Annotated in this window: 8 protein-coding genes; 3 read left to right on the forward strand and 5 right to left on the reverse strand. The window is 65.9% G+C overall.

The annotated features are described in order from the left end of the window. Window positions 1–11 precede the first annotated feature (11 nt). The 4 genes from modC to HZF03_RS23745 form a co-directional block, all read right to left on the reverse strand. Window positions 12–1133 carry a molybdenum ABC transporter ATP-binding protein gene (modC, locus tag HZF03_RS23730; RefSeq protein WP_119019865.1) on the reverse strand — a complete coding sequence of 374 codons (1122 nt, stop codon included), beginning with the start codon at window positions 1131–1133 and terminating at the stop codon, window positions 12–14. Then, window positions 1130–1816 (reverse strand): molybdate ABC transporter permease subunit, encoded by a 687-nt coding sequence (gene modB / locus HZF03_RS23735; protein WP_119019866.1) that lies wholly within the window; start codon window positions 1814–1816, stop codon window positions 1130–1132. Before modB ends, modC begins: the two co-directional genes overlap by 4 nt. Window positions 1817–2050: 234 nt before the next feature. Beyond that, on the reverse strand, window positions 2051–2824 hold the full coding sequence (modA, locus tag HZF03_RS23740; RefSeq protein WP_011160249.1) for a molybdate ABC transporter substrate-binding protein: 774 nt from the start codon (window positions 2822–2824) through the stop codon (window positions 2051–2053). Between the two features lie 145 nt (window positions 2825–2969). Beyond that, window positions 2970–3761 carry a TOBE domain-containing protein gene (locus tag HZF03_RS23745; RefSeq protein ID WP_011160250.1) on the reverse strand — a complete coding sequence of 264 codons (792 nt, stop codon included), beginning with the start codon at window positions 3759–3761 and terminating at the stop codon, window positions 2970–2972. Window positions 3762–3859: 98 nt separating this feature from the next. Between HZF03_RS23745 and HZF03_RS23750 the strand changes: the two genes are divergently transcribed. Next, complete coding sequence (locus HZF03_RS23750) at window positions 3860–4069, forward strand: TOBE domain-containing protein (RefSeq protein WP_011160251.1); 210 nt, start codon at window positions 3860–3862, stop codon at window positions 4067–4069. Window positions 4070–4113: 44 nt separating this feature from the next. On the opposite strand, the gene HZF03_RS23755 is transcribed toward HZF03_RS23750, so the two are convergent. After that, window positions 4114–4683, reverse strand: coding sequence for a DUF2478 domain-containing protein (locus HZF03_RS23755; RefSeq protein ID WP_119019434.1), 570 nt, complete (start codon window positions 4681–4683; stop codon window positions 4114–4116). 482 nt (window positions 4684–5165) lie between these two features. Here HZF03_RS23755 and HZF03_RS23760 point away from each other — a divergent pair, with 482 nt between their 5' ends. Together HZF03_RS23760 and HZF03_RS23765 are read left to right on the forward strand one after the other, a co-directional pair. Further along, on the forward strand, window positions 5166–10154 hold the full coding sequence (locus HZF03_RS23760) for a 2-oxoacid:acceptor oxidoreductase family protein (protein ID WP_119019435.1): 4989 nt from the start codon (window positions 5166–5168) through the stop codon (window positions 10152–10154). Beyond that, complete coding sequence (locus HZF03_RS23765; RefSeq protein ID WP_011160254.1) at window positions 10151–12985, forward strand: sulfide/dihydroorotate dehydrogenase-like FAD/NAD-binding protein; 2835 nt, start codon at window positions 10151–10153, stop codon at window positions 12983–12985. Before HZF03_RS23760 ends, HZF03_RS23765 begins: the two co-directional genes overlap by 4 nt. Window positions 12986–13029: the final 44 nt, after the last annotated feature.

The raw sequence follows: 13029 nt of genomic DNA on the forward strand, positions 1-13029 counted from the left end.
TAGCCCGCCAACTACGCGTGGCCGTCGCGTCCCGGTGCAAGCGCGACGCCCTTGATCTGCGCATAGACGTCGACGCCCTCGGCCAGTTGCAACAGATCCCATGACCGCCGGCTCAGACGCGCCAGCAGCCGGCCGCCATGGCCTTCGCGCCCGAGCGCCAGCACCACCAGCATCTCGTTGGCACCGACCGGCGACGTGGTCACGATCCGCGCCGCGATCGCGTTGAGGATCGAGCTCGCCTGCGGCAGCTCGCGCGCCAGGCTGACGTCGCTGGCGGCGATGCGAACCCGGCGGAGTTCGCCGGTCGCGACCGGCGTCGATGGCACCAGCAATCGCCCGCCGTCGATCTGCAACCTCACCAGGCCGTAGTCGGCGTCATAGCTTTCGACCTCGGCATCGAAATTCACCGCCGCATCGCGTGCGATCGCCAGCGGCAGTTTCGGATCGCTCTGCAGCTCGGTGAGCGGACCAACCGCCAAGACCCTGCCTGATTGCATCAGCACCAGATGATCGGCGAGCCGCTCGATCTCGGTGATGTCGTGGCTGACATAGATCACCGGCAGCGACAGCCGCGCGTGCAGCCGTTCCAGGAACGGCAGAATCTCGTCCTTGGTGAGCCGGTCGAGCGCCGACAGCGGCTCGTCCATGAGCAACAGTTTCGGTTGCGACAGCAGCGCCCGGCCGATCGCGACGCGCTGGCGCTCGCCGCCGGACAGATTGCGCGGCGAGCGTGCCAGCAGCTTCGCAAGCCCGAGCAGTTCGATCACTTCGTCGAACTCGACCTCGTCGGCATGGGCCTTGCCGGACTCGCGCGGCGCGCCGTACAGCAGATTGGCCTTCACCGACAGGTGCTGAAACAGGCTGGCCTCCTGGAACACGTAGCCGATCGGACGATGATGCGGCTTCAGGAACGTCGCATCGTCCTGCCAAACCTCGCCGCCGACTTCGCAGCTACTTCCGGGCAGATGCTGCAGGCCGGCGAGGCAGCGCAACACGCTGGACTTGCCGCAGCCGGACGGCCCGAACAGCCCGGTGATGCCGGTGGCCGGCACCGTGAAAGCGGCATCCAGCGCAAAGCCGCCGAGCTGGCCGCGAAACGCTGCACGAATCGTGGGAGGTGTCAGCGCCCTCATGTCCGGATCCGCGCGGTTCGCTTTTCCAGCATCATCATCGTCAGGATCACCACGAAGGCGAACGCCGCCATGCCGCCGGCCAGGATGTTGGCCTCACGCCACTGCGAGGTCTCGACGTAGTCGTAGATCGCCACCGACAGCACCTTGGTGCTGCCAGGAATGTTGCCGCCGATCATCAGCACGATGCCGAATTCGCCGACAGTATGAGCAAAGCCGAGCACCGCGCCGGCCAGAAAGCCCGGCCGCGCCAGCGGCATCGCGACGGTCCAGAACGCCTTCAATGGCGAGGCGCGCAACGTCGCGGCGACTTCGAGCGGACGATCGCCGATCGCGTCGAACGCGTTGCGGATCGGCTGCACGACAAAAGGCATCGAATAGATCACCGAGCCGAACACCAGACCGCCGAAGGTGAAAGCCACGGTGCGACCGCCCCACAGCGACGCCAGCGCGCCGCCCGGTCCGTCGGGGCCCATCAGCACCAGAAGATAAAAGCCGAGCACGGTCGGCGGCAGCACCAGCGGCAACGCCACCACCGCCGCAATCCCTTCCTTCCACCACGCTTTCGACCGCGCCAACCACCATGCGATCGGCGTGCCGACGATCAGCAGGATCACCGTGGTAATCGCCGCCAGCTCGATGGTCAGCCGTACCGGCTGCCAGATATCGGGGGGAAGACTGGTCATGGGCGAGCCCTGCTTTGCGCGAGGCGCGCCGGACGAACCTCTCCCCGCGTGCGGGGAGAGGTCGACGCGCATCGCAAGGTGCGCGTCGGGTGAGGGGGCGCTTCGGCGCGGCCGAGAGGCTCAGGCTTGAGGAGAAGCCCCCTCACCCCGGCCCTCTCCCCGCACGCGGGGAGAGGGAGCAGTTGCCGCACAGCTCGAGTCATTCGCGAAACGCTCCGTCTCATGCGGATTAGTTCAGCTCGCCTTCGGCGTGGTGACTTCGTAGCCGAACTTCTCGATGATCGCGCGCGACTCCGGGCCCTTGAGGAAGTCGAGGAACGCCTTGGCGGCGGCGTTGGCTTCGCCCTTCTTCAGCAGCACCGCGTCCTGGGTGATCGGCTTGTACAGATTCTGCGGCACCATCCAGCGCGAGCCGTCCTTGTCACCGATCACCTGCGACAGCGCCACAAAGCCGATCTCGGCGTTGCCGGTCTGCACGAACTGATAGGCCTGGGTGATGTTGGCGCCTTCGACCAGCTTCGGCTTCAGGTCGTCATACAGCTTCAGCGCCTGCATGGTCTCGACCGCGGCGGCGCCGTAGGGCGCGGCGGCCGGATTGCAGATCGACACCTTGGCGATCGAGGCCTGCTTCAGGGTCTCTTCACCCTTCACCACGCCCGGCGACTTGCTCCACAGCACCAGCTTGCCGACCGCGTAGGTGAACACGCTGTCCTTCACGCCGAGACCTTCTTCGGCGAGCTTCTTCGGCCGCGCCGAGTCGGCCGACAGGAATACTTCGAACGGCGCGTCCTGAGTGATCTGGGTGTAGAACTGACCGCTGGCGCCGAACGACAGCACCACCTCGTGCCCGGTCTTGGCCTTGAACGCCGCGGCGATCTCTTTCACCGGCTCGGTAAAATTCGCCGCGACCGCGACCTTGGCGGAGTCGGCGAGCGCCGGAGCGGACGCGAGGCCGGCAGCGAAAGCTGCGCCGAACAGAGCGAGCTTGAGAGTGGCAATGGCTTTCAAGGGAAGTCTCCTACTGGTTGAAGCACGCATTGATCGTGATTGCGGAAAAAGGCGAGCGGCGCGACGCGGCCCCGCGCCTCGTTTGGTGATGATGTCGCTCCGCTCGGAAGGATGAGATCGGGACGAACATGGTCGGTGCATCGCGTCAGTCGATCGCGACGATGACGTGAGCGGCGTCGAACACCGCGCAGGCCGGATCACCGGGAGCGAGCTTGAGGTCGTCGGCGCTGCGCGCCGTGACCGAGGCCGCGAGCGTCTTGTCGCCGCCGATGTCGAGCACGATCTCGGCATTGACGGCGGAGATGTCGGCGCGGCGCACGATGCCGCGCACGCAATTGCGCGCCGACACCAGCGGCGGCTGGTGGCCGGGCGCGATCATCACGAACGGCGCCTTGATCAGCACAATCGCCTCGCGGCCGACCACGAGGCCGAGGCTGCGCACGCTCTCGGCGGTCAGCAGCGCGTAGATCGTCGTCTCGGGCGACACCGTCACGGCAACTTCGGCGCTGAGGGTATCGGCCTTGATGTCCGTGATGACGCCGCGAAGGGCGTTGCGGGCGCTGGTCTTCATAAAGAATCCGGAGACGAGATTGATCGGGGTGATGCCGCTGCCGGCGAGTTCGGGTTCGAGGTTGCGAAACACCCGTGCCATCTCGGCCTCGAGCCGGCCGAACGCTTCGATCACCTTGACGCCGGTCGGCGTCAGCTGGGCGCCGCCGCCGGCCTTGCCGCCGGTGCGGGTTTCCAGCAGCGGACGGCCGAACAGGTTGGTCATCGCGTCGAGCGCGTCCCAGGCGGCCTTGTAGCTGAGGCCCGCCGCCTTGGCGCCGGCCGTGATGCTGCCCTCGCGCGCCACCGCCTGGAGCAGCCGGATGCGGTCGCGACCGACCCCGGAAATCTCCTTGGTCTTCAGCGTGACGGTTGCCTCTATGGACATTCAGGCAGCCTCGTCATTTGGTCGGACTGGTCGTCATATATAAGAACTATATAACGGTAAACTCAATCCGGCCAACCTCGACTAAGGAGACGACAGCCATGAAAATCAGCGCCCGCAATCAGCTCAAGGGCACCATCGTCGACGTCATCAAGGGTGCGACGACCTCGCATGTGCGCATCGATATCGGCGGCGGCGCGATCGTAACCGCTTCGATCACCAACGAATCCGCCGAAGAACTGAAGCTCGCCAAGGGCCAGCCGGCGATGGCGCTGATCAAGGCGTCCGACGTGCTGGTCGCCGTCGACTAAGCGGTTCGCGACCGATCCAAGCGACAACAGGTCGCGCCCACCCATTACTTCAGCGCCTCGCAGATGCTGACGTGAGGGTGGGCGGGACGGCGAAAGCTGCGACCATGCAGCTTGCCCCACCATTGATCGAGCGCGCGCCGCTCGCACTTCAGCCGCACGCTCATGCCGTCGGCGAACTTGATCCAGGCGTCGAAGCGATGGCTCGGCACGGCGATCACGAGCGGAATGTCGGCGCTGAGCGCCTCGACGATCAGATGCAGCAGGCCCTTGCCCTCGCTCTCCTGCTGACCGAACCGGTTGATGATCAGAAGGTCGGCGCCCTGCGCCAGGGCGCAGGCAACCCGCGCGCCGGCGTCGAGCAGGCGGCTCGGATCGAGCCGGCAGCCTTCGGCCATCGGCCCGAGATCCTGATACAGCGAGACCTGCTCGCCGGAATGCACCAGCCGCGCGGACAGTCCGCGGGTCTCATCGCCGCGAGGCCCGACCTGCAGCAGCCCGACCGCACGGTATCCCTGTGAATTGAGATCGGCAGCAAATTCGCCGAGCACGCGGTCGGGGTCTTCGCCGCGCTCATAGACCAGCGCAGCCAGATCGCATTGCGAGTCGAAGGTCATCGGCCCATCGCCGCGGCCTGGCGGCGCTCCGCTGTCGAGAGAGCACGAGCGGCTGGCAGATACCCCTGCGCGCCGCCATCGTTATATATCATAGTATATAGCGAGCGTGTAGCAGAAGAAATTCTGCTTTCGGACCAATGGAAAAGCTGCGACCGCGGATCGTCTGCAAAAGCAACTGGCACCGCCTGTTGTTTGAGCGGTGCGTAATTTTATTGCTCTCTAATCCATATTTTTTGCGCTTTGATGCGCGTCAAATGTGGGGTTCCGGCTGCGTGCTACTGCACCGCACACAACGCAACGTCTCTGCTGGCGAGGCCCCGATACCTCGCGAGCAGTCAATCTAAAAGGCCACGAGGAGGTTCTGCCCGGCCGCTGCTCAGCAGCCGCCCGGCATCGATACACCTTTCCCCAAAATGGCCAACGCAACACGGCGGGTTCGCTCCGCCGATCCAACGCAGACACGCAAGAACGGAACGGACCCCATGAACGCAAAATATCCTGGCATTCCCTCAGTGATCCACGGCAACGGCGCGGTGGCGCAGGTGATGGGGCATGTCTGCGGCGGCGTCATCGGCTACCCGATCACGCCCTCGACCGAGATCTCGGAAATCTATGAGGCGTTCCGCTCGTCCGGCGGCTGCAACGTCTGGGGCAAGCATCCGTTCTTCTTCGAACCGGAAGGCGAGCACTCGGCGCAGTCCGGCGCGCTCGGCGCGGCGCTGACCGGCGGCAAGTTCATCTCCAACGCCTCCTCATCCCAGGGCATCCTGTACGGCCTGGAATCGCACTACGTCACCGTCGGCAAGAAGGTCGGCGGCTTCGTGCTGCAGGTCGCCGCCCGCGTGGTGTCGAAGCACTCGCTCAACGTGATGGCCGGCCATGACGACGTCTATGCGCTGCTGTCGTCGGGCTACACCATCCTGTTCGGCTCCAATCCGCAGGAAGCCGCCGACCTCGCCGCGATCTCCTACAAGGTCGCCGCGATGTCGCTGATCCCGGTCGCCAACGCGATGGACGGCTTTGCGACCTCGCACATGCTGTCTGAAGCGCTGATGCCGGAGCCGGACCTGCTGCGCGAATTCCTCGGCGACCCCGCCGGCCGCATCCCGTGCCCGACCGTGGCGCAGGACATGCTGTTCGGCGCCAAGGGCCGCGTGTTCCAGCTCAAGCAGTACCTGCTGCGGCACGAAGCCGACTTCATGCCGACCGAGCTCGCGGCGCTCAAGAAGTTCCTCGACGACAACGCCGACACGATCGAGACCGACAATGCCGGCACGATCGTCGCCGAGACCCAGCGCTGGGTGCCGGAAGAACTGCGCGGCCAGTGGAAGCGGCAATGGATCAATGCGCCCGAGAAGGGCACCCGGCAGCTGGTGCCGGCGCTGGTCGACATCGACAATCCGGGCCTGACCGGCGGCGTGCAGAACCAGCCCGACTTCCAGGCCGGCGCGGTCGACCACCGCACTCACTTCGCCAATGCGGTGCCGCACTTCGTCAAGGAAGCGATGGCCGAATACGCCGCGCTCACCGGCCGTGAATACAAGCCGGTGATGACCTACATGTGCGACGACGCCGATCACGTCGTGGTCGGCCTCGGCTCGGTCACCGATGATGCCGAAGCGGTCGCGGCCTACTTGCGCTCGCAGGGCAAGAAGGTCGGCGTGGTGTCGATCAAGATGCTGCAGCCGTTCCCGGAAGCCGAGCTGGTCGAAGCGCTGAAGGGCAAGACCGCCGTCACCGTGCTGGAGCGCTCGGAAGTCACCGCGCTGACCCAGCTCGTGACCCAGGCGCTGTGCAAGGCGCGCGAGAACGGCGACGCCGGCGTGCGTCACGCCGGCATCCCGGCGCTGACCAAGCTGCCGAAGATCACCACGGCGATCTTCGGTCTCGGCGGCCACGACCTGCAGCCGCGCGACCTGATCGCCTGCTACGCCAATATGGAGAAGCAGGACTCGGCGCCGTTCGTGTATCTCGGCACCAAGTTCTTCACCGAGAATCCGTCGCCGCGCATGGAGGCGCTGCAGAGCCGGCTGAAGGCGGCCTATCCGGAAACCCAGTACATGGCGCTGGAGACCGGGACCAACCCGAACCTGCTGCCGCCCTCCGCCTTCCGCATCCGCTTCCACTCGATCGGCGGCTACGGCACCATCGCGTCGGGCAAGCTGCTGACCGACATCCTGGCCGGTGCGCTCGACATGCATTCGAAGTCGGCGCCGAAATACGGCTCGGAAAAGAGCGGCGCGCCGACCAATTACTACATCACGCTGTCGCCGGAGCCGGTGAAGATCACCAACGCCGAGCTGGAAGACGTCGAGATCGTGATCTCGCCGGACCACAAGGTGTTCGTGCACACCAACCCGCTGCGCGGCCTGGTCGCCGGTGGCACCTTCATCCTGCAGACCAACCTGTCGCCGCTCGAAGTCTGGCGTGACATGCCGGCCAAGGCCCGCCAGACCATCCGCGACAAGATGATCAAGTTCTACGTGATCGACGCGTTTGCGGTGGCCAAGCGCCACGCGCCGACCGCCGAACTCGAAACCCGCATGATGGGCATCGCCTTCATCGGCGCGGTGTGCGGCAACGTCGACCGCGTGGTCGCCGACGCCTCGCAGGACGCGATGCTCAACAAGATCCGCCAGCAGATCTCGAAGAAGTTCGGCGCCAAGGGCGGCGACATCGTCGAGGGCAACATGGCGGTGATCCGCGAGGGTCTCGAAGCCACCCACAAGGTCGATTACGACGCCGCCGAGTTCAGCGAGGACGCCATCAAGGCAGCCCCAAAGGCCAAGCGCGACGCTTCGATCTCGGCCTCGATGTGCCGCGTCGCGGCGCCTGCGTCGGCTGCGGGCTTCCTCGATCCGGAGTACTACGACGACGTGCTCGCCGCGCCGTTCCGTGACGGCACCATCGCCGAAGCGCCGGTGCTGCCGGGCATCGGGATGTTCATGCCGGCCGGCTCCGCCGCCGCCAAGGACAAGGGTCTGTTCCGCCGCAACGTGCCGGAATTCAAGGCCGACCTCTGCACCGGCTGTATGGAGTGCGCGCTGGTCTGCCCCGACGCCGCGATCCCGAACGCGGTGCACGACATCCACGAACTGCTGCTGACCGCCATCAAGCAGCTCGACATCGCGCCCGCTCAGCAAGACGCGCTGCGGGAGAAGGTGCCGGCGCTGACCGAAGCGATCCGCGACGTGTATCGCGGCGGCAAGGACGACAAGCCGTTCAACGAGATCGTGGCGCAGGCCGCGGAGGCGCTGAACGTCGACAATGCCACGCTGAACCGCAACTTCGGCAAGCTGTCGGCGGCGCTGTCGGTGTATCCGGTGGCGCGCACCCGGCCGTTCTTCGACGCGATGGAGAAGAGCCAGCCGGGCACCGGCGGTCTGTATTCGGTGAGCGTCGACCCGTGGAAGTGCTCGGGCTGTCTCGAATGTATCGACGTCTGCGGCCCCGGCGCGCTGGTCGATCGTGAGCAGGACGAGCCGATGCTGGAGCAGCTCCAGGCGCGGTTCGAATTCCTCAGCCGCACCCCGAACACTCCGGCGCGGTTCACCGAAAGCGCGACCAAGCCGGAAGGCGAGACCAAGCGGCTGATGCTCGATCGCGCCAATTACTACGCGACCACCGGCGGCCATGGCGCCTGCCGCGGCTGCGGCGAAGTCACCGCGATCCGTCTGGTCACCTCGACCAACCACGCGATCCACGACAAGCGCCGCAAGGACCACATCCGCGAGCTGGAGACCCTGATCGACCAGCTCAACGCCAAGCGGGCTCTGGTCGCCGGCGACGACGCGCGCGCCGCCCGGATCGACCAGACCCTGAAGACGCTGGAGAAGCGGCTGTATCTCTACGAGAGCGGTCCGACCGGCAACGGCCCGTCCGGCATGGTGATCGCCAACGCCACCGGCTGTTCGAGCGTCTATGCGTCGACCTTCCCGTTCAACCCCTACACCGATCCGTGGGTGAACAGCCTGTTCCAGGACACCCCCGCGGTGGCCAAGGGCATCTTCGAAGGTCTCACCGCCAAGGCGTCCGAGGACTTCCGCGCGCTGCGCATCGCCAAGCTCGAACTGGCCGACGCCTATGATGCGGCCAAGCACGACGGTTACTTCCGTTACTTCGGCTGGAGCGAATTCACGCCCGAAGAGCGGTCGATGCTGCCGACCGTGCTGAGCATGGGCGGCGACGGCGCCACCTACGACATCGGATTCGGCGCGCTGTCGCGTCTGCTCGCCACCAAGACTCCGATCAAGGTGGTGGTGCTGAACACCGGCGCCTACTCCAACACGGGCGGCCAGACCTCCACGGCGAGCCTCACCGGCCAGGACAGCGACCTGTCGCGGTTCGGCATCGCCCAGCACGGCAAGCAGGAATCCCGCAAGGAACTCGGCCTGATCGCCTCGTTCCATCCCAACGTGTTCGTGGTGCAGACCGCGACCGCGCTGCAGGGCCACTTCCTGAAGAACGTGATGGAGTTCCTGAACCACACCTCGTCGCCGGCGGTGCTCGACGTCTATACGCCGTGCCAGGCCGAGCACGGCATCGGCGACGCCGTCGCCAACCGCCAGGCGCGTCTGGCGGTCGAAAGCCGGATGAATCCGGTGTTCGTCCACGACCCGCGCAAGGGCAGCAAGCTCAACAACTGGTTCTCGCTCGACGGCAACCCCGAGGCCGACCAGGACTGGGCGACCAAGACGATCGAGTACGTCGACGCCGACGGCAAACCGCAGCTTCTCAAGGCCAAGCTGACGCCGGCCGACTTCGCCCACACCGAAGTCCGCTTCCGCAAGCAGTTCAAGGCGCTGAAGAAGGACGAGGGCGCGCTGCCGATCGACGAATACGTCGCGCTCGATCCGGCGGCCCGCGCCGGCAAGACGCCGTTCATCTACGCCACCGATGCCGACAAGAAGCTGATCAAGCTGTCGGTCGGCGAGACCGTGGTGGCGCTGGTGGAAGAACGGCGGAAGTACTGGCGCACGCTGCAATATCTCGGCGGCTTCGACGTCCGGGCGCTCGACGAAGCGCACAGCGCCGAACTGGCCGCGCTGCAGCACCAGTACGACGAACAGGTCAAGGCCCGCGAAAGCTCGCTCGATCAGATCGCGCGCGGCATGAGCGAGCTGGCAGCCTCGTCGAACGCGCCGGCGGCCGGTGGCTTCGGTGCGCTGATGAACGGCTTCGCGGCAGCTCCGGCAGCCGCGGCGCCGACCAACGGCGCCAAGACCGCCAATGGCAACGGCGCCGAGCCGATCCACATCGACGATGCGGATCTCGGCAAGTGCACCAACTGCAAGAGCTGCTACCAGGACGTGCCGGAAGTGTTCGAACTCACCAAGATCGTCGTCGACGGCGCCCCGAAGGACGTCGCCCACGTCATCCCCGGCGTGTTCGGCAAGCTCAAGGTCACGCCTGAACTGTCGGCCAAACTGAGCCGCGCGGCGGCCAACTGCGATGCGGAGATCATTCGATGAGCGACGTCACCGGAACGGTCTCCAGCGACGTGCTGCGCTACCAGCAGGCGCGCAGCACGCTGGAAAGCTCCAAGAGCGAACTGGAAGAGCTGCAGAACAGCGAAGCTGTCGGCGTCTTCCAGAAGCAGCTCGCGCTGCTGCAGAAGCGCCTGGTCAACGACCCGGCGTCGCTGCGGAACATGTTCATCGCGGACGGCACCCAGGCGATCGTCTGGGAATTCCAGCAGCCGGAGCTGGGTGAAGCCTTCACCACCACGCTGTGGAATCTGCTCGCCCGCGGCGACGACATGTCGATCATCCTGCAGCGCTTCATCTGGGCGCTGCCGCTGAAGTTCAAGCGCAAGTTCATCAAGGCGATCGACGTGCACCTGCGCGGTCGCTACCCGATGTTCGAGAATCTGTCGGAAGGCTGGCCGGGCGAAGCGTTCATCCCGCCCTACATCCGTCCGGCGGAAGAGCGCGCGATCGACTTCGAACTCGTGAACCAGGGCTATCTCGGCTACCAGTCGATCGGCTACTCGGTGCGCGAGTGTGAGCTGTTCGTCTGGCTCGAGGTGATGCGCGACAAGCAGTGCGACGACAAGCCGTGCGAACTCGGCGTGCTGATCCAGGGCAAGAAGGAAGCCAAGGGCGGCTGCCCGGTGAAGATCCACATCCCCGAGATGCTGGACCTGCTCGGCAACGGCAAGCATCGCGAAGCCTTGGAGCTGATCGAGAGCTGCAACCCGCTGCCGAACGTCACCGGCCGCGTCTGCCCGCAGGAACTGCAGTGCCAGGGCGTCTGCACCCATACCAAGCGGCCGATCGAGATCGGCCAGCTCGAATGGTACCTGCCCGAGCATCAGAAGCTCACCAACCCGAACGCCAATGAGCGCTTCGCCGGCCGGATCTCGCCGTGGGCTGCGGCCGTGAAGCCGCCGATCGCGGTGGTCGGCTCCGGCCCGTCGGGTCTGATTAACGCGTACTTGCTGGCGGTCGAGGGCTTCCCGGTCACGATCTTCGAGGCGTTCCACGACCTCGGCGGCGTGCTGCGCTACGGCATTCCGGAATTTCGCCTGCCCAACACGCTGATCGACGACGTGGTCGAGAAGATCATCCTGCTCGGCGGCCGCTTCGTGAAGAACTTCGTGGTCGGCAAGACCGCGACGCTCGAAGACCTCAAGGCCGAAGGCTTCTGGAAGATCTTCGTCGGCACCGGCGCGGGTCTTCCGACGTTCATGAACGTGCCCGGCGAGCATCTGCTCGGGGTGATGTCGGCCAACGAGTTCCTAACCCGCGTCAACCTGATGCGCGGCCTGGATGACCGCTACGAGACCCCGCTGCCGGAAGTCAAAGACAAGAACGTGTTCGTGATCGGCGGCGGCAACACCGCGATGGACGCGGCGCGCACCGCCAAGCGGCTCGGCGGCAACGTCACCATCGTGTATCGCCGCACCAAGAGCGAGATGCCGGCCCGCGTCGAGGAGCTGCATCACGCGCTGGAAGAGAACATCAATCTCGCGGTGCTGCGCGCGCCGCGCGAATTCATCGGCGACGACCACACCCACTTCGTCACCCACGCGCTGCTCGACGTCAACGAGCTCGGCGAACCGGACAAGTCCGGCCGCCGCAGCCCGAAGCCGACCGGGCAGATCGAGCGGGTGCCGGTCGACCTCGTGATCATGGCGCTGGGCAACACCGCCAACCCGATCATGAAGGACGCCGAGCCCGGCCTGAAGACCAACAAATGGGGCACCATCGAGGTCGAAGAAGGTTCGCAGCGCACCTCGATCAAGAACGTCTACACCGGCGGCGACGCTGCGCGCGGCGGCTCCACCGCGATCCGCGCGGCCGGCGACGGCCAGGCGGCGGCGCGCGAGATCGTCGGCGAGATTCCGTTCACGCCGGCCGAGATCAAGGACCGGGTCGAACGCGCCGCCAAGTACACCGAGCTCGGCCAGATCGAACAGACGATCGTGGGCAAGGTGCCGCTCGCCGGCGGCATCGTCGAGTTCACCGTGCGGGCTCCGATGGTGGCGCGCTCGGCCAAAGCCGGCCAGTTCGTGCGCGTGCTCCCCTGGGAGAAGGGCGAACTGATCCCGCTGACGCTGGCCGATTGGGACGCCGAGAAGGGCACCATCGATCTGGTGGTGCAGGGCATGGGCACCTCGTCGCTGGAGATCAACCGGATGGCGATCGGCGATGCGTTCTCTGGCATCGCCGGACCGCTCGGCCGCGCCAGCGAGCTGCACCGCTACGAGGGCAACCAGACCGTGGTGTTCTGCGCCGGCGGCGTCGGCCTGCCGCCGGTGTATCCGATCATGCGCGAGCACCTGCGGCTCGGAAACCACGTCACGCTGATCTCCGGCTTCCGCGCCAAGGAGTTCCTGTTCTGGACCGGCGACGACGAGCGCGTCGGCAAGCTGAAGAAGGAGTTCGGCGACCAGCTGTCGCTGATCTACACCACCAATGACGGCTCCTACGGCGTCAAAGGCTTCGTCACCGGCCCGCTTGAGGAGATGATGAAGGCCAACCAGGAGGGCAAGGGCCGCAGCATCGCCGAGGTGATCGCGATCGGCCCGCCGCTGATGATGCGGGCGGTCTCCGACCTCACCAAGCCGTATGGCGTCAAGACCGTGGCGAGCCTCAACTCGATCATGGTGGATGCCACCGGGATGTGCGGCGCCTGCATGGTGCCGGTGACCATCGACGGCAAGATGGTGCGCAAGCACGCCTGCATCGACGGCCCGGAAATCGACGCCCACATCATCGACTGGGACAAGTTCCTGCCCCGCTTTAACGCCTTCAAGGCGCAGGAACTGGAGAGCAAGAAGAAGCACGGCTTCGCGTAAGCGCGACCTATCTTCTGTTCTTCTGTCATTCCGGGGCGCGCGGA

The sequence above is a fragment of the Rhodopseudomonas palustris genome (genome assembly GCF_013415845.1).
Lineage (GTDB): Bacteria > Pseudomonadota > Alphaproteobacteria > Rhizobiales > Xanthobacteraceae > Rhodopseudomonas > Rhodopseudomonas palustris_F.

Coding starts and splice junctions, on each gene's coding strand:
- modB (WP_119019866.1), bottom strand. CDS start 1,816: ATGACCAGTCTTCCCCCCGATATCTGGCAGCCGGTACGGCTGACCATC.
- HZF03_RS23755 (WP_119019434.1), bottom strand. CDS start 4,683: ATGACCTTCGACTCGCAATGCGATCTGGCTGCGCTGGTCTATGAGCGC.
- HZF03_RS23750 (WP_011160251.1), top strand. CDS start 3,860: ATGAAAATCAGCGCCCGCAATCAGCTCAAGGGCACCATCGTCGACGTC.
- HZF03_RS23765 (WP_011160254.1), top strand. CDS start 10,151: ATGAGCGACGTCACCGGAACGGTCTCCAGCGACGTGCTGCGCTACCAG.
- HZF03_RS23745 (WP_011160250.1), bottom strand. CDS start 3,761: ATGTCCATAGAGGCAACCGTCACGCTGAAGACCAAGGAGATTTCCGGG.
- HZF03_RS23760 (WP_119019435.1), top strand. CDS start 5,166: ATGAACGCAAAATATCCTGGCATTCCCTCAGTGATCCACGGCAACGGC.
- modC (WP_119019865.1), bottom strand. CDS start 1,133: ATGAGGGCGCTGACACCTCCCACGATTCGTGCAGCGTTTCGCGGCCAG.